The sequence below is a fragment of the Aeromicrobium sp. 10G20-16 genome, assembly GCF_055809665.1.
Map to the genome: position 1 here is coordinate 3,104,764 of NZ_CM147919.1, position 16,129 is coordinate 3,120,892.

General features: G+C 70.3%; 14 protein-coding genes and 3 pseudogenes. 13 read left to right on the forward strand and 4 right to left on the reverse strand.

Annotated features, from left to right (window positions below; genetic code table 11):
* Window positions 1-275: 275 nt before the first annotated feature.
* Entirely contained in the window at window positions 276-638 is a 363-nt protein-coding gene (locus AC0L5F_RS16005) for a YrdB family protein (RefSeq protein WP_473314420.1), read from the reverse strand.
* Between the two features lie 77 nt (window positions 639-715).
* On the opposite strand from AC0L5F_RS16005, the gene gatC reads away from it, so the two are divergent.
* From gatC to gatB, 3 genes and pseudogenes are all read left to right on the forward strand, one after another.
* Window positions 716-1,024: an Asp-tRNA(Asn)/Glu-tRNA(Gln) amidotransferase subunit GatC gene (gatC, locus tag AC0L5F_RS16010; RefSeq protein ID WP_473314421.1), complete on the forward strand. Its 309-nt coding sequence runs from the start codon at window positions 716-718 to the stop codon at window positions 1,022-1,024.
* Window positions 1,024-2,542, forward strand: a pseudogene (gene gatA, locus AC0L5F_RS16015) (Asp-tRNA(Asn)/Glu-tRNA(Gln) amidotransferase subunit GatA). The gene gatC and the pseudogene gatA overlap by 1 nt, the downstream one beginning before the upstream one ends.
* The gene (gene gatB / locus AC0L5F_RS16020) at window positions 2,539-4,068 is read left to right on the forward strand and encodes an Asp-tRNA(Asn)/Glu-tRNA(Gln) amidotransferase subunit GatB (protein WP_473314422.1); all 1,530 of its coding nucleotides are present in this window, start codon (window positions 2,539-2,541) and stop codon (window positions 4,066-4,068) included. The pseudogene gatA and the gene gatB overlap by 4 nt, the downstream one beginning before the upstream one ends.
* Window positions 4,069-4,075: 7 nt before the next feature.
* On the opposite strand, the gene AC0L5F_RS16025 is transcribed toward gatB, so the two are convergent.
* A complete protein-coding gene (locus AC0L5F_RS16025; RefSeq protein ID WP_473314423.1) occupies window positions 4,076-4,954 on the reverse strand; it encodes an alpha/beta fold hydrolase in 879 nt (292 codons plus the stop codon).
* Window positions 4,955-5,011: 57 nt separating this feature from the next.
* On the opposite strand from AC0L5F_RS16025, the gene AC0L5F_RS16030 reads away from it, so the two are divergent.
* Complete coding sequence (locus AC0L5F_RS16030; RefSeq protein ID WP_473314424.1) at window positions 5,012-6,034, forward strand: patatin-like phospholipase family protein; 1,023 nt, start codon at window positions 5,012-5,014, stop codon at window positions 6,032-6,034.
* On the opposite strand, the gene AC0L5F_RS16035 is transcribed toward AC0L5F_RS16030, so the two are convergent.
* The gene (locus AC0L5F_RS16035) at window positions 6,027-6,866 is read right to left on the reverse strand and encodes an ATP-grasp domain-containing protein (protein ID WP_473314425.1); all 840 of its coding nucleotides are present in this window, start codon (window positions 6,864-6,866) and stop codon (window positions 6,027-6,029) included. The genes AC0L5F_RS16030 and AC0L5F_RS16035 overlap by 8 nt on opposite strands.
* Before the next feature lie 23 nt (window positions 6,867-6,889).
* Between AC0L5F_RS16035 and ilvD the strand changes: the two genes are divergently transcribed.
* Entirely contained in the window at window positions 6,890-8,578 is a 1,689-nt protein-coding gene (gene ilvD, locus AC0L5F_RS16040) for a dihydroxy-acid dehydratase (protein ID WP_473314426.1), read from the forward strand.
* Window positions 8,578-10,008, forward strand: coding sequence for an SDR family NAD(P)-dependent oxidoreductase (locus tag AC0L5F_RS16045; RefSeq protein WP_473314427.1), 1,431 nt, complete (start codon window positions 8,578-8,580; stop codon window positions 10,006-10,008). Before ilvD ends, AC0L5F_RS16045 begins: the two co-directional genes overlap by 1 nt.
* 12 nt (window positions 10,009-10,020) lie before the next feature.
* Here AC0L5F_RS16045 and AC0L5F_RS16050 read toward each other — a convergent pair whose 3' ends face one another.
* Window positions 10,021-10,335: a hypothetical protein gene (locus AC0L5F_RS16050; RefSeq protein WP_473314428.1), complete on the reverse strand. Its 315-nt coding sequence runs from the start codon at window positions 10,333-10,335 to the stop codon at window positions 10,021-10,023.
* A gap of 256 nt (window positions 10,336-10,591) precedes the next feature.
* On the opposite strand from AC0L5F_RS16050, the gene AC0L5F_RS16055 reads away from it, so the two are divergent.
* From AC0L5F_RS16055 to AC0L5F_RS16085, 7 genes and pseudogenes are all read left to right on the forward strand, one after another.
* Window positions 10,592-12,391, forward strand: coding sequence for an acetolactate synthase large subunit (locus AC0L5F_RS16055; RefSeq protein ID WP_473314430.1), 1,800 nt, complete (start codon window positions 10,592-10,594; stop codon window positions 12,389-12,391).
* A gap of 62 nt (window positions 12,392-12,453) precedes the next feature.
* A pseudogene (gene ilvN / locus AC0L5F_RS16060) lies at window positions 12,454-12,744 on the forward strand (acetolactate synthase small subunit); the annotation flags it as partial.
* Between the two features lie 46 nt (window positions 12,745-12,790).
* On the forward strand, window positions 12,791-12,919 hold the full coding sequence (locus tag AC0L5F_RS16065) for a hypothetical protein (RefSeq protein WP_473314431.1): 129 nt from the start codon (window positions 12,791-12,793) through the stop codon (window positions 12,917-12,919).
* Between the two features lie 25 nt (window positions 12,920-12,944).
* Window positions 12,945-13,971, forward strand: a pseudogene (gene ilvC / locus AC0L5F_RS16070) (ketol-acid reductoisomerase).
* A 49-nt stretch (window positions 13,972-14,020) separates the two neighbouring features.
* Complete coding sequence (locus AC0L5F_RS16075) at window positions 14,021-15,673, forward strand: FAD-dependent oxidoreductase (protein WP_473314432.1); 1,653 nt, start codon at window positions 14,021-14,023, stop codon at window positions 15,671-15,673.
* Window positions 15,673-15,933 (forward strand): metal-sensitive transcriptional regulator, encoded by a 261-nt coding sequence (locus tag AC0L5F_RS16080; protein ID WP_473314433.1) that lies wholly within the window; start codon window positions 15,673-15,675, stop codon window positions 15,931-15,933. Before AC0L5F_RS16075 ends, AC0L5F_RS16080 begins: the two co-directional genes overlap by 1 nt.
* A gap of 28 nt (window positions 15,934-15,961) precedes the next feature.
* A complete protein-coding gene (locus AC0L5F_RS16085) occupies window positions 15,962-16,123 on the forward strand; it encodes a hypothetical protein (RefSeq protein WP_473314434.1) in 162 nt (53 codons plus the stop codon).
* The last annotated feature ends 6 nt before the right edge of the window (window positions 16,124-16,129 follow it).

The window sequence follows — 16,129 nt, forward strand, 5'->3', positions numbered from 1 at the left end:
CCAAGCCGTTCGGCTGTGGTTCGCCTCGGCCTTCGGCCTCACGGTCGCTGCGCTCCCTGGCGAACAGCCTTGTCGCCCAGGAGTCCGCCAGCGACCGAGGTGAGACCACCGCATGCCGTTCGGCTGTAGTTCGCCTCGCTTCGCTCACGGTCGGTGCGCTCCCTGGCGAACAGCCCGCTCGCCAGTGACGAGCTCTGCGAGGAACGTGAGGGAGCGCCAGCGACCGAGGCGAGACCACCCAAGCCGTTCGGCTGTGGTTCGCCTCGGGCTTCGCCCTATGCGTCCTCGAGGGCGAGCACGGTGAAGACGGCGATGGAGATCGTTGCGAAGACCAGGCCCGCGACGAGCAGGCCGCCGGCTGCCGCGTAGAGGGCGACGGTGAGGAACAACATGATCTGCACGACCAGTCGTGTGGGGTTGTCGAGTCGTCGCAGCGACGTGGGTGCCATCCACTGCGCCCAGATGCCCACCGCGACGAGAGCGAGGAAGCCGCCGGTCGCCCAACCGCGCCACCCGTCGGCGAATCCGTGGCCGGCCAGCACCAGCAGCACCACCATGGCGACCTCGCACAGGAAGGCGACCGCGTCGAGGGGGCGGAGCCCGAGGTCGGCCGGGTCGAAGGGCTGGCGCGGTGGCATGAGATCAGCGTAGAGGCGGCCACTACGATGGCTCGGTACCGCCTTCTCATCTGTCCGACCTGCCATGAAGGATCTGCATGTCTGAGCCCGTCACGGGTATCTCGCGTGCCGACGTCGAGCATCTCGCCGGCCTCGCGCGCATCGACCTGAGCGACACCGAGATCGACGATCTCGCTGCCGAGCTCCCCGGCATCCTGGAGCACGTGGCGATCGTGCAGCGCGCTGCCGGCGACGACGTGCCCGCCATGAGCCACCCGCTGCCGGTCGACAACGTGTTCCGGCCCGACGAGGTGCGCCCGTCGCTGTCGACCGAGGACGCCCTCGCCGGCGCCCCGGAGTCCGACCAGGGCCGGTTCCTGGTCCCGAAGATCCTGGGGGAGCAGTGATCCGCGACCTGACCCGCATGACGGCCGACGAGGCCGCCCGTTCCCTGGCCGCCGGCGACATCTCGTCGGTCGAGCTCACCCAGGAGCACCTGGACCGCATCGACGACGTCGACGGCCAGGTCAACGCGTTCCTGCACGTCGACGCCGAGGGAGCCCTCGCGGCTGCGGCTGACGTCGACGAGCGCCGCGCCGCGGGCGAGCCGCTGGCCCACCTGGCCGGCGTGCCGATCGCGGTCAAGGACATCGTCGCCACCCGCGGCGTGCCCACCACCTGCGGCTCGAAGATCCTGGAGGGCTGGATCCCGCCGTACGACGCCACCGTCGCGGCCCGGCTCCGTGCAGCCGGTCTGCCGATGCTGGGCAAGACCAACATGGACGAGTTCGCCATGGGCTCGTCGACCGAGCACTCCGCGTACGGGCCCACCCGCAATCCGTGGGACACCTCGCGCGTTCCCGGTGGATCCGGTGGCGGTTCGGCCGCAGCGGTCGCCGCCTTCGAGGCGCCCCTGGCCATCGGCACCGACACCGGCGGTTCCATCCGCCAGCCCGGTGCGTTCACCGGCACCGTCGGTGTCAAGCCCACCTACGGCGCGGTCAGCCGCTACGGACTGGTGGCGCTGGCCAGCAGTCTCGACCAGGCCGGCCCCGTCACCCGCACCGTTCTCGACGCGGCCCTGCTGCACGAGCTGCATCGCGGGGCACGACCCCATGGACTCCACGAGCATCCCCGACAGCCCGGCCCCCGTGGTGGCGGCAGCACGGCGCGGGGAGGTCAAGGGCCTCAAGATCGGCATCATCCGCGAGCTGAGCGGGGAGGGCTTCCAGCCGGGGGTCCAGGCACGATTCGACGAAGCGATCAGCCTCCTCACCGGTGCCGGCGCCGAGGTCGTCGAGGTGTCCATCCCGAGCCTGGAGTACGCCCTCGCGGCCTACTACCTGGTCATGCCGAGCGAGGCCAGCAGCAACCTCGCACGCTTCGACGCCATGCGATACGGCCTGAGGGTCAGCCCCGAGGGCGTCGACAGCCCGAGCGCCGAGCAGGTCATGTCCGCCACCCGCGACGCGGGCTTCGGCGACGAGGTCAAGCGCCGCATCATCATCGGCACCTACGCACTGTCCAGCGGCTACTACGACGCCTACTACGGATCGGCGCAGAAGGTCCGCACCCTGCTGGCACGCGACTTCGCCGCCGCGTTCGAAGGGCTCGACGTGCTCGCCTCGCCCACCGTCCCCACCACGGCCTACGCGCTGGGCGACAAGCTGGACGACCCGCTGGCCATGTATCTCGGCGACATCGCCACGCTGCCGGCCAACCTGGTCGGCATCCCCGGGTTGTCGCTTCCGATCGGACTGGCCGACCACCTGCCGGTGGGTCTGCAGTTCCTGGCTCCGGCCAAGGCCGACGACCGGCTCTACAACGTCGCGGCCGGCCTGGAGACCCTGCTCGAGCAGAGCTGGGGCGGCGTGCCGCTGCTGGCCAGTGCGCCCGAGCTGACCACCGAAGGGGTGAGCCGATGACCGGCCCGCAGGCGTCTGCCGAAGTTCTCGTGCCGTTCGACGAGGCGATCACCCGTTACGACCCGGTGATGGGTCTGGAGATCCACATCGAGCTGAACACCGCCACCAAGATGTTCTGCGGCTGCCCCACGGAGTTCGGCGCCGAGCCCAACACCCAGGTGTGCCCGGTCTGCCTCGCGCTGCCCGGTGCGCTGCCGGTCGTCAACGCCAAGGCGGTCGAGTCGGCCATCCGCATGGGCCTCGCGCTCAACTGCGAGATCGCCGAGTGGTGCCGGTTCGCGCGCAAGAACTACTTCTACCCCGACATGCCCAAGAACTTCCAGACGTCGCAGTACGACGAGCCCATCGCGCACGACGGGTGGGTCGACGTCACGGTCCTCGACGAGGACGGTGGCGAGCCCGAGGTCTTCCGCGTCGAGATCGAGCGCGCCCACATGGAGGAGGACACCGGCAAGGCCCTGCACGTCGGTGGGTCCACGGGTCGCATCCACGGCGCCGACCACTCGTTGGTCGACTACAACCGTGCCGGCATCCCGCTGATCGAGATCGTCACCCGCACGATCGAGGTGCCGGCCGAGAAGGCGCCGGCGGTGGCCCGCGCGTACGTGTCCCACGTGCGCGACCTCATCGGGGGGCTCGGCGTCTCCGACGTCCGCATGGACCAGGGCTCGCTGCGCGCCGACGTGAACCTGTCGCTCAAGCCCAAGGGATCGGACACCCTGGGCACCCGGTCCGAGACCAAGAACGTCAACTCGTTCCGCTCCGTCGAGCGCGCCGTCCGCCACGAGGTCTCGCGGCACGCGGGCATCCTCGACGCCGGCGGGTCGGTGCTGCAGGAGACCCGGCACTTCCAGGAGAACACCGGCACCACGTTGCCCGGGCGCGAGAAGTCCGACGCCGACGACTACCGCTACTTCCCCGAGCCCGACCTCGCGCCGGTCTCGCCGTCGCGCGAGTGGGTCGAGGAGCTGCGGGCCACCCTGCCCGAGCCGCCTGCCGAGCGCCGCGCGCGGCTGCAGGCCGACTGGGGCTTCAGCGACGTCGAGATGCGCGACCTCATCGCCGCCGGGTCGATAGACCTGATCGTCGCGACCGTCGAGGCCGGTGCCGCTCCCCAGGCCGCCCGCAAGTGGTGGCAGGGAGAGCTGACCCGGCGGGCCAACGAGAACGATCTGGCCCTCACCGACGTCGGCGTCAGCCCCGACCAGGTCGCGCAGATCCAGGCGCTCATCGATGCCGGACGCATCAACGACAAGCTCGCCCGGCAGGTCTTCGACGGCGTGATCGCGGGGGAGGGCACGCCCGAGGAGGTCGTGGTCGCCCGCGGGCTCGAGGTCGTGTCCGACGACGGCGCGCTCGGCGAGGCCGTGGACCGTGCCATCGAGGGTGACCCCGATGCGGCGCAGAAGATCCGCGACGGCAAGGTCGCTGCGGCCGGAGCGCTGATCGGCGCGGTCATGAAGGAGATGCGCGGCCAGGCCGACGCCGGGCGCGTGCGCGAGCTGATCCTCGAGAAGCTGGGCTGAGCGACGCTCAGCCGACCTCGTCGAGCAGGGACCTGAGCTCGTGCAGCACCTCGTCGGGCCGCTCCACGGGCAGGAAGTGGGTGGCCTCGAGACGCCGGTAGCGCGAGTGCTTGATGCGCTGGGACGCCGACAGCATGTCCTCGGCGCTGGTGAAGACGTCGAAGCTGCCCGCGAGGAATGTGACCGGCACGGCGATGGTCGACAGCGGCACTCGGCGATGCTCGGTGACGCTTAGCGCCAGCTTGGCGTACCACGCGGGGTGGGTCGTGAAGAACTCCTGCATCAGCGCGCGCAGCTCGGCGGTGTCGGCGGCCGGGTTGATGAGGTGGCTGCGGCGCAGCATGTTGGCGGTCAGGTTCGTCCACGGCAGCCGGCGGGTGATCGGCGCCACGGGGTGCCCCGCCACGGTCGTGACACGGGCGACGTTGGTCATCAGCACCCGTGCGACCGGTCGTGGCACGTGGAGTGGGGCCAGCATCGTCGAGAAGGTGTTGCCCGGCACGCCTGCCACGGCGAGTATGCCCTGCACCCGTTCGGGGTGTCGCACGGCGAGCTCGAAGGCGACCGTCACGCCCACGGACCACGCAGCGACGACGGCCGACTCGACACCGGCCTCGTCCATCACCGCGAGGGCGTCCTCCACGAACGCGTCGAGGTCGACCCGGCCGTCGACCGGGCGGGCCGAGCCGCCGACGCCGCGGTGGTTCCAGCCGATCACGTGGACCCCGCAGTCGGGCTTGAGCAGCGCCGGCCAGGCCAGCGGGTTGGTGCCGAGGCCGTTGGACACCAGCACCGTGGGACCGTCGGCGTCGTTGGTCCACGCCCGCAATCTCGTGCCGTCCGCGCTGTCCACGTCGTAGTAGCGAACCAGGGCTGTCGAGGTCACAACCGCTGATTCTGGCACGCCGCAGTCGGGCCTGCCGGGTTTCGTAGGGTTGAGGACATGGCACCGGAACGCGAGCTCAGGGCCGACCTCGTGCTCGAGGGCGGGGGCGTCAAGGGCATCGCGCTGGTCGGTGCCGCCGTGGCGCTGGCGGACCACGGCTACACCTTCGCCCGTATCGCCGGGTCCTCCGCCGGCGCGCTGGTGGGCTCGATCATCGCCGCGATGCAGCAGGCGGGCGAGCCGATGAGTCGGGTCGACGACATCATGCGCACGCTCGACTACACCGACATGCTGGACCGCCGCGGCCTCAGCCGCGCCTTCTCGTGGTGGCCCGCGCTGGCCAACGGCCTGGGCATCGTGCTCCACCAGGGGATGTACCGCGGCCAGCACCTCGAGGACTGGACCCGCGGGGTGCTCGCGGACCTCGGTGTGCGGTCGTTCGGAGACCTGGCGTTCGACGACCCGGGCTCGTCCCTGGCACCCGAGCGGTCGTTCCGGCTGGTCGTCACGACCAGCGACCTGTCCCGGCAGCGGCTGGTCTACCTGCCGTGGGACCTGGCCGACTACGGTCTGGCCGCCGAGAACTTCTCGGTGGCGCGCGCCGTCCGTGCCTCGTCGGCGATCCCGTTCATGTTCGAGCCGTCCACCCTGCGCGGCAGGTACGGGGTGTCCACGCTCTCCGACGGCTCGCTGCTGCGCAGCTACCCGATCGAGATCTTCGACCGCGACGACGGGAAGCCGAGCCGTTGGCCGACCATCGGCGTGCGGCTCAGCTCGCCGTGGAACGAGCAGGCGCCGGCCAAGCCGGTCACCGGTCCGATCTCGCTGATCTCGAGCCTGATCTACACGACGGTCGACTCGACCCAGGTGCGGCACGTGAGCGACCCGGTCAACGTCGAGCGCAGCATCTTCGCCAAGCCCAAGGGAGTGCGCTGGACCGACTTCGACCTGACCCCCGAGCAGCAGCAGGCGCTGTTCGAGTCAGGCCACGAGGCCGGCACGCGGTGGCTGCAGCGCCACCCCGACGGTGCTCCCACCCGCGACCCCGAGGCGACCTCCGGTCAGATCGACGTCAGCTGACCCGGGCGACCGCGGCCGCGATCAACCGCGCGGCGGCCGGCGGACTGGTGCTGAGGAACAGGCTGGGCTCGGTGAGCTCGAGCTCGATCACCATCGGCTCGCCGTCGGGGCCGGTCACCAGGTCGACCCGCGAGTACAGCAGGTCTTCGGCGTTGACGGCGGCCAACGCCGCCTTGGCCACGTCGAGCTGGGCCGGGGTCGCCTGGCGGGCGCTGATCTCCTCACGGCTGTCACGGTCCTGTCGCACGCCCTCGCCACGCACCAGCAGCGGGCCCTTGCGGATGGCGTGCGAGAACGATCCGCCGATCGAGAGCACTGCGGTCTCGCCGTCGTCGTCGACCGACGAGATGTACGGCTGGACCATCGCGGTGCGTCCGGCCGCCTGCAGGTCGGCGCTGTGCGCGTAGACGTCATCGGGTGAGGTCCATCGAGCCGTGTCGCGCGATCCGGCCGACACCGACGGCTTCACGACCCACTCGTCGTGGCCGCCGAGGTCGTCGCCGGGCTGCACGTCCCAGAGCGTGGGGATGACCGGCACGCCCGCATCGGCGAGGCGGCGCAGGTACGACTTGTCGGTGTTCCACGCGATCACGTCGGCCGGGTTGGCGAGGCGGGGCACCGATGCGGTCCACGCCAGGAACTCCTCACGCCGGGCCATGTAGTCCCAGCACGACCGGACCACCACGAGGTCGAAGTCGGCCCAGTCCACCCGGGGGTCGTCCCAGACGGTGATCTCGGCGTCGACGCCGGCGTCGCGCGCCGCCTCGATCAGCAGCGGGAGGTCGGTGTCGTGGTCGGCGATGCCGCTCCAGGTGGCGAGCGCGAGGTGCATGCGGGCGACAGTAGTCTGTGTCCATGTCCGACGAGACTCCTGACATCGACATCAAGCCGCGCTCACGCACGGTCACCGACGGCCTCGAGGCCACTGCCTCGCGCGGCATGCTCCGCGCGGTGGGCATGGGCGACGACGACTGGGCCAAGCCGCAGATCGGCGTGGCGTCCAGCTGGAACGAGATCACGCCCTGCAACCTGCCGCTCGACCGGTTGGCCAAGGCGGTCAAGGTCGGCGTGCACGCCGGCGGCGGATACCCGCTGGAGTTCGGCACCATCAGCGTCTCCGACGGCATCTCCATGGGCCACGAGGGCATGCACTTCTCGCTGGTCAGCCGCGAGGTCATCGCCGACTCGGTCGAGACCGTCATGATGGCCGAGCGCCTCGACGGATCGGTGCTGCTGGCCGGCTGCGACAAGAGCCTGCCCGGCATGCTGATGGCCGCTGCCCGTCTCGACCTCGCGAGCGTCTTCCTGTACGCCGGCTCGATCATGCCGGGCAACGTCGACGGCAAGGACGTCACCATCATCGACGCGTTCGAGGCCGTCGGCGCGTGCATGCGCGGGCTGATGAGCCGCGAGCAGGTCGACAAGATCGAGCGCGCCATCTGCCCCGGCGAGGGCGCGTGCGGCGGCATGTACACCGCCAACACGATGGCCGCCTCGGCCGAGGCGCTCGGCATGAGCCTTCCTGGCTCGGCCGCCCCTCCCGGTCCCGACCGGCGCCGCGACGACTTCGCCCACAAGTCCGGCGAGGCCGTGGTCGAGATGCTGCGTCGCGGCATCACCGCGCGTCAGATCCTGACCAAGGAGGCGTTCGAGAACGCCATCACGGTCGTCATGGCGCTCGGCGGCTCCACCAACGCGGTGCTGCACCTGCTGGCCATCGCCCGTGAGGCCGAGGTCGACCTGACCCTCGAGGACTTCAGCCGCATCGGCGACAAGGTCCCGCACCTGGGCGACCTCAAGCCGTTCGGTCGCTTCGTCATGAACGACGTCGACAAGGTCGGTGGCATCCCGGTCATCATGAAGGCCCTGCTCGATGCCGGGCTGATGCACGGCGACTGCCTGACCGTCACCGGCAAGACGATGGCCGAGAACCTCGCGCACATCGACCTCGGGCTCGACGGCGACGTCATCCGCCCGCTGGACACCCCCATCCACAAGACCGGCGGCATCACGATCCTGCACGGCTCGCTCGCGCCCGAGGGCGCCGTCGTCAAGAGCGCCGGGTTCGACGAGTCGGTCTTCCGCGGCACGGCGCGGGTCTTCGACGGCGAGCGCGCCGCGATGGACGCCCTCGAGGACGGCACCATCGCCGCCGGCGACGTCGTGGTCATCCGCAACGAGGGCCCCAAGGGTGGACCGGGCATGCGCGAGATGCTGGCCATCACGGGCGCCATCAAGGGTGCCGGGCTCGGCAAGGACGTCCTGCTGCTCACCGACGGTCGCTTCTCCGGTGGCACCACGGGTCTGTGCGTGGGCCACGTTGCGCCCGAGGCCGTCGACGCCGGACCCATCGCGTTCGTCAAGGACGGCGACCAGATCACCCTCGACGTCGCCAACAAGAGCCTCGACGTCGAGATCGACCCCGACGAGCTCGAGGCCCGCAAGGTCGGCTGGGAGCCGCTGCCCACCAAGTACACGACCGGCGTGCTCGCCAAGTACCGCAAGCTCGTCGGCAGTGCCTCGCAGGGCGCCATCACCGGGTGATGTCGGCAGACTTCGACGAGCAGGATCTCGCCACGGCCCTGCGTGTGCTCGGCGAGGCCCAGTTCCTCGGCGAGGACGACGAGGCGTACGTGGCGCTGCGTCGGGCGTGCGGCAAGTTCTACAAGGACGTCAAGAAGCAGCGCCGCATCGCCAAGCGGGATGCGATCGCCGCGGCCGATCGCGCAGTCGTGGAGTCCACCGCCACGGGGTCCGCCTCGCGGATCGACGACGAGACCGCAGGCATCCCGTTGGTGTCCACCGCCGTCGGCGCCACCGCGGGCACGCTGCAGGTGGCCCGCGCCTGCTACATCTGCAAGTCCAAGTTCACCGTCGTCGACGCGTTCTACCACCAGCTCTGCCCCGACTGCGCGGCCCTGAACCACGCCAAGCGCGACGCCCGCACCGACCTGACCGGCAAGCGCGCCCTGCTGACCGGCGGTCGCGCCAAGATCGGCATGTACATCGCCCTGCGCCTGCTGCGCGACGGCGCCCACACCACCATCACCACCCGATTCCCGCACGACGCGGTGCGCCGGTTCGCCGCGATCGAGGACAGCGCCGACTGGATCGACCGCCTGCGCATCGTCGGCATCGACCTGCGCGACCCGGCCCAGGTCATCGGGCTGGCCGACTCCGTCGCAGCCGCCGGCCCGCTCGACATCATCATCAACAACGCGGCGCAGACCGTGCGGCGCTCGCCCGGCGCCTACGGACCGCTGGCCGAGGCCGAGGGCGCCCCCCTGCCCGCAGGTCCGCTGCCGGAGATCGAGACCTTCGGCCACACCAGCGACCTGCACCCTGCGGCCCTGGTCGGCTCGGTCGAGTCCCACCCCGTGCTGGCAGCAGATCCCCTCACCGCCGAGGAGCTCACCGAGCAGGCGATGACGGCGGGCTCGGCCGACCTGTCGCGCATCGACGCCGGGGGACTGGTGCCGGACGAGGTCACGATCAACAGCTGGACGCAGACGGTCGGCGAGGTCGACGCCCTGGAGCTGCTCGAGGTGCAGCTGTGCAACCAGACGGCGCCGTTCATCCTGATCAGTCGACTGCGGCCGGCTCTGGCGGCGTCAGCGTCCCGGCGCACCTACGTGGTCAACGTCTCGGCGATGGAGGGCCAGTTCGCCCGCCAGTACAAGGGGCCCGGCCACCCGCACACCAACATGAGCAAGGCCGCGCTCAACATGCTGACCCGCACCAGCGCGGCCGAGATGCTGCAGACCGACGGCATCCTCATGACCGCGGTCGACACCGGGTGGATCACCGACGAGCGCCCCCACGTCACGAAGGTCCGCCTGGCGGCCGAAGGATTCAAGGCGCCGCTGGACCTGGTCGACGGCGCTGCTCGCGTCTACGACCCGATCGTGCGTGGCGAAGCCGGCGAGGACGTCCACGGAGTGTTCCTCAAGGACTACGCCGCGTCGCAGTGGTAGACGGACCAGCGGTCAGGAGCTGGCCGTGCACGCACTGATGTCGCCGACCATGTCCTGCAAGATGGCGACCTCGTCGTCGGGGCCCTGGTAGTCCTGGTCCCCGTCCACCAGGGCGCGCAGCGACTCGTCGCTCAGCTTCGACTTCTCCAGCACCTTGGCGAGGCAGTCGGCGGCGTCTCCCTGCACGGGCAGGGGTCCGAGCAGGCTCTTGCCGCCCTGGAGGCCGGCCGAGATCTCCGCGGCGGTTGGGCGGTCGGAACCGCCGCCGCACGCGGTCGTGAGGGTCAGGACGGCCACGGCGCACAGGGTGGCGAAGAGCTTGGTCATGCTTCATCCAAGCAGCGCCGGGCGTCGCCCGCCCGACCAGATGACCACATGCTGGAACGACTTGTCTCACGACTTGACCGGCGACGGGCGGCGGGGGAGACTTCAGGTGTGTGCGTTGACCTTCTTGTCGTAGTCGTATGACGCGAACGCCTTCTCGGCGTCGCGTCTCCCTCGTTTGCCACTGGCCGGGGGATTTTTTTATGCGAACGACCGGACCAGACACCCACTCGACACCACGAACCGCGAGGAACCTCCGATGACCGAGCAGAGCACGACCCTCACCGGCGCCCAGAGCACGACCATCACCGGCGCCCAGAGCCTGGTGAACGCGCTGGAGAAGGCCGGTGTCGAGGTCATCTTCGGCATCCCCGGCGGCGCGATCCTGCCGGCGTACGACCCGTTGTTCGACTCCTCGATCCGGCACATCCTGGTGCGTCACGAGCAGGGCGCCGGCCACGCGGCCCAGGGCTACGCCCAGGTCACCGGTCGCGTCGGCGTCTGCATGGCCACCTCGGGCCCGGGCGCCACCAACCTGGTCACCGCCATCGCCGACGCCCACATGGACTCGGTGCCGATCGTGGCCATCACCGGTCAGGTCGCCAGCGGCTCCATCGGGTCGGACGCCTTCCAGGAGGCCGACATCCGCGGCATCACCATGCCGATCACCAAGCACAGCTACCTGGTCACCGACCCCGACGAGATCCCGCGCGTCATCGCCGAGGCCTTCCACATCGCCGGCACCGGTCGCCCCGGCCCGGTCCTGGTCGACATCGCCAAGGACGCACTGCAGGGCGACACCGTCTTCGCCTGGCCGTCCGAGCTGGCGCTGCCCGGCTACCGGCCCACCACCAAGCCGCACGGCAAGCAGGTGCGCGAGGCGGCCCGCCTGATCGCCGCGTCCGAGCGCCCGGTGCTGTACGTCGGCGGTGGTGTGATCAAGGCCGACGCGGCCGCCGAGCTGCTCGAGCTGGCCGAGCTGACCCAGATCCCGCTCGTCACCACGCTGATGGCGCGCGGCGCCTTCCCCGACTCGCACGAGCTGCACCTCGGGATGCCCGGCATGCACGGCACGGTGGCGGCGGTGGCCGGCCTGCAGAAGAGCGACCTGCTGATCTCCCTCGGTGCCCGGTTCGACGACCGCGTCACGGGCCAGCTCAGCAGCTTCGCACCCGGTGCCAAGATCATCCACGCCGACATCGACCCGGCCGAGATCTCCAAGAACCGGGCGGCCGACGTGCCGATCGTCGGCGACTGCCGCGAGGTCATCGCCGACCTGGTCGTGACGTTGCGCAAGCTGATCGACGAGGACGAGATCAACCTCGACTTCGCGCCGTGGAAGGCTCAGATGCTGGGCATCAAGGAGCGCTACCCGGTGGGCTACGACAAGCCGGCCGAGGGGTTGGCTCCGCAGACCGTCATCGAGCGCATCAGCGCCATCGCCGGCCCGCAGGCCACGTACGCGGCAGGCGTCGGCCAGCACCAGATGTGGTCGACGCACTACATCGACTTCGAGCGCCCGCGGCAGTGGCTCAACTCCGGTGGGGCCGGCACGATGGGCTACGCCGTTCCCGCCGCCATGGGCGCGCAGGTGGGTCTGCCGGGCGAGGTCGTGTGGGCCATCGACGGCGACGGGTGCTTCCAGATGACCAACCAGGAGCTGGCCACCTGCGCCATCGAGGGCATCCCGATCAAGGTCGCGGTCATCAACAACTCCTCGCTCGGGATGGTGCGGCAGTGGCAGACGCTGCTGTACAACGAGCGCTACTCCAACACCGACCTCAACACCGGTCCGGAGTCGATCGGGGCGCGACGCATCCCCGACTTCGTCAAGCTGGCCGAGGCCTACGGCTGTGTCGGCCTGCGCTGCGAGACCGAGGCCGACCTGGACGCCACCATCGAGAAGGCCATGGCGATCACCGACCGCCCCGTCGTCATCGACTTCGTCGTCGAGCGCGACGCCATGGTCTGGCCGATGGTTCACGCCGGCACGAGCAACGACGCCATCCAGATCGCCCGCGATCTGGCACCCACGTGGGACGACGAGGAGCAGCTGTGAGCACCCATACCCTGAGCGTGCTGGTGGAGAACACCCCCGGCGTGCTGGCTCGCGTGTCGAGCATGTTCATGCGGCGCGGCTTCAACATCGACTCGCTCGCGGTGGGCCCCACCGAGATCCCCGAGATCTCGCGCATGACCATCGTGGTCAACGTCGCCGAGCTGCCGCTGGAGCAGGTGACCAAGCAGCTCAACAAGCTGGTCAACGTGCTCAAGATCGTCGAGCTGGAGTCCTCCAGCGCCGTCGAGCGCGAGCTCATGCTCATCAAGGTCAAGGCCGACTCCCAGACGCGCGGTCAGGTGCTCGAGACGGTGCAGCTGTTCCGGGCCAAGGTCGTCGACGTCGCCACCGACGCCGTGACCATCGAGGCCACCGGCGACGCCGGAAAAGCTGACCGCCATGTTGAATGTGCTCGAGCCGTTCGGCATTCGCGAGATCGCCCAGTCCGGTCGCGTGGCCATCGGACGCGGCTCCCGTTCCATCACTGACCGCACGCTCCGCGCCGTCCCCGGCGCCCACACCGGCTGATCCAGCCAGACACGAGGAGACACCCATGGCCGAACTTTTCTACGACGACGACGCAGACCTCAGCATCATCCAGGGCCGCCACGTGGCGGTCATCGGGTACGGCAGCCAGGGCCACGCCCACGCGCTGAACCTGCGCGACTCCGGCGTCGACGTGCGCGTCGGACTTCCCGAGGGCTCCAAGAGCATCGCCAAGGCCGAGGCCGAGGGCCTGCGGGTCCGGACGGTCGCCGAGGCGGTCGAGGAGGCCGACGTCGTCGTGATCCTCGCCCCTGACCAGGTCCAGCGCCACGTGTTCGCCGAGTCCATCGAGCCGAATCTGGTCGATGGTGACGCGCTGGTGTTCGGCCACGGCTTCAACATCCGCTACGGCTACATCGCTCCGTCGCCGGGCGTCGACGTCGTGCTCGTCGCCCCCAAGGCGCCGGGCCACACCGTGCGCCGCGAGTTCGTGGGCGGGCGCGGCATCCCCGACATCATCGCGGTCGAGCAGGACGCCAGCGGCAAGGCGTGGGACCTCGCGCTGTCGTACGCCAAGGCCATCGGCGGCACCCGCGCCGGCGTCATCAAGACCACGTTCACCGAGGAGACCGAGACCGACCTGTTCGGTGAGCAGGCCGTTCTCTGCGGCGGCATGTCGCACCTGGTGCAGGCGGGCTTCGAGACGCTCACGGAGGCCGGCTACCAGCCGGAGATCGCCTACTTCGAGGTGCTGCACGAGCTCGAAGCTGATCGTCGACCTGATGTGGGAGGGCGGCATCGCCAAGCAGCGGTGGAGCATCTCCGACACCGCCGAGTACGGCGACTACGTCTCCGGCCCGCGTATCATCGACGACTCGGTCAAGCAGCGCATGGCCGACGTGCTGGCCGACATCCAGGACGGCAGCTTCGCCAAGCGGTTCATCGACGACCAGGACAACGGCGCCACGGAGTTCCTCGCCCTGCGTGAGAAGGAGGCCGGTCACCCGATCGAGGCCACGGGCAAGAAGCTGCGCGCGCACTTCTCCTGGCAGCAGCAGGACGCCGACTACGTCGACGGTCAGGCGGCGCGCTGAGCCGCAGCGACTGATTGTGTAGATACCCCCGGGGGTATATGGTGGGGCCATGGACACCCCACGCACCGTCGTCATCGTCGGAGGAGTCGCAGGCGGCATGTCGGCCGCCACGCGGCTGCGCCGACGTGACGAGCACGCACGCATCATCGTGCTCGAGCGCGGCGACCACGTGTCGTTCGCCAACTGCGGCCTGCCGTACGTGGTGGGCGGCGTCATCGCCGAGCGCGACGCGGTGCTGCTGCAGACCCCCGAGCAGCTGCGCGAGCGGTTCGACCTGGACGTGCGCGTCCGCCACGAGGTCGTCGCGGTGCACACCGAGGTGCAGGAGGTCGCCGTCCGCGACCTCGAGACCGGCGGGGTCGAGCGCCTCGCCTACGACGAGCTGGTGCTGAGCCCGGGTGCCAGCCCCGTGCGCCCGCCGATCCCCGGCATCGAGCGTGCCTTCACGATGCGCGACGTCGCCGACCTCGACCGGGTCCTGGCAGCGGTCGAGCAGGCGCGCACCGCCGTGGTCGTCGGTGGCGGGTTCATCGGTCTGGAGATGGCCGAGAACCTGCTGCGGCGCGGCCTGGACGTCACGGTGGTCGAGGCGGCACCCCAGGTCATGGGGCCGCTCGATCCCGAGCTGGCCGTGCTGGTCGCCGACGAGCTGCAGCGCCACGGCGTGCGGGTCGAGGTGGACGCGCGGGTCGACGCTGTCGGGCCGGACTCGGTCCAGCTCGCCGACGGCCGCTCGCTGCCGGCCGATCTGGTGGTGCTGGCCATCGGTGTCGTGCCGGAGTCGGGACTGGCCGCGGCGGCGGGCATCGAGCTCGGGACCGGGGGAGCGATCGTGGTCGACGACCACCAGCGCACCAGTGCGCCACACGTCTTCGCCGTCGGCGACGCCGTCGTCAAGCGCGACGGCCGCGGCGAGGACCTGCTGGCGCCGCTGGCCAACACCGCGAACCGCCAGGGCCGGCTCGTCGCCGACGTGATCGTCGGCTCGGCGCGACCGCTGCGTCCGACCCGCGGCACCGCGATCCTCGGGATCTTCGACCTCGTGGTCGCGGTCACCGGCGAGTCGGAGAAGCGGCTGCGAGCCCGCGGCGTGACCCCCCGGATCATCCACACCCATCCTGCTGATCACGCCGGCTACTACCCGGGTGCCACCGCCATGACCATCAAGCTGCTGGTCGACCCCGCGTCCGACGCGATCCTGGGCGCCCAGGCCGTGGGCGGAGCGGGCGTCGACAAGCGCATCGACGTCGTCGCCACCGCGATGGCCGGCGGGCTGCGGGCGAGCGACCTCGCCGACCTCGAGCTGGCGTACGCGCCACAGTTCGGCTCGGCCAAGGATCCGGTCAACATGCTGGGCTTCGTCGCCGAGAACCTGCGCGACGGGCTGGAGACGACCGTGCAGTGGCACGAGCTGGACGCCGCGATCGCGGCAGGCGCCACCCTGCTCGACGTCCGGAGCAAGGTCGAGCGCGACGTCGAGCAGATCCCGGGGTCGGCGCACGTGCCGCTCGACGAGCTGCGCGACCGGCTCGACGATCTTCCCGCCGGTGATCTCGTGGTCCACTGCGCGGTCGGTCAGCGCGGCCACGTCGCCGCCCGCTTGCTGACGCAGCACGGACGCGCCGTGCGCAACCTGGACGGCGGGATGCGAACGTGGTCGGCTGGGGTGCGGTCCACGGCCGCCGGACGAGAGGACACCTGATGGAGCTCAACCCCACGGACATGAACGCGGTCGTCAAGCGGCTCAACCGGACCCAGGGCCAGATCGGCGGCATCGTCCGCATGATCGAGGACGGCCGCGACTGCAAGGACGTCGTGACGCAGCTGGCCGCCGTCGCCAAGGCGCTGGATCGCGCCGGCTTCGCCGTCATCGCCTCCGACCTGCGCGACTGCCTCGCCAACCCCGACGGACCTGACATGGACGTCGCCGAGATGGAACGCCTGTTCCTCTCGCTCGCCTGAACACCACCCACGATCGAAGGAGATTCACATGTGCCGAGCCGTTGCGTGCAAGACCTGCGGAAAGACCACGTGGGCCGGGTGCGGCCAGCACGTCGACCAGGTCATGGCCGGTGTGCCGCGCAGCAACCGTTGCGAGGGCCACGAGGCCGAGTCCGGTGGCAGCTGGTTCTCGCGCCTGATGAGTCGCTGAGCCGAG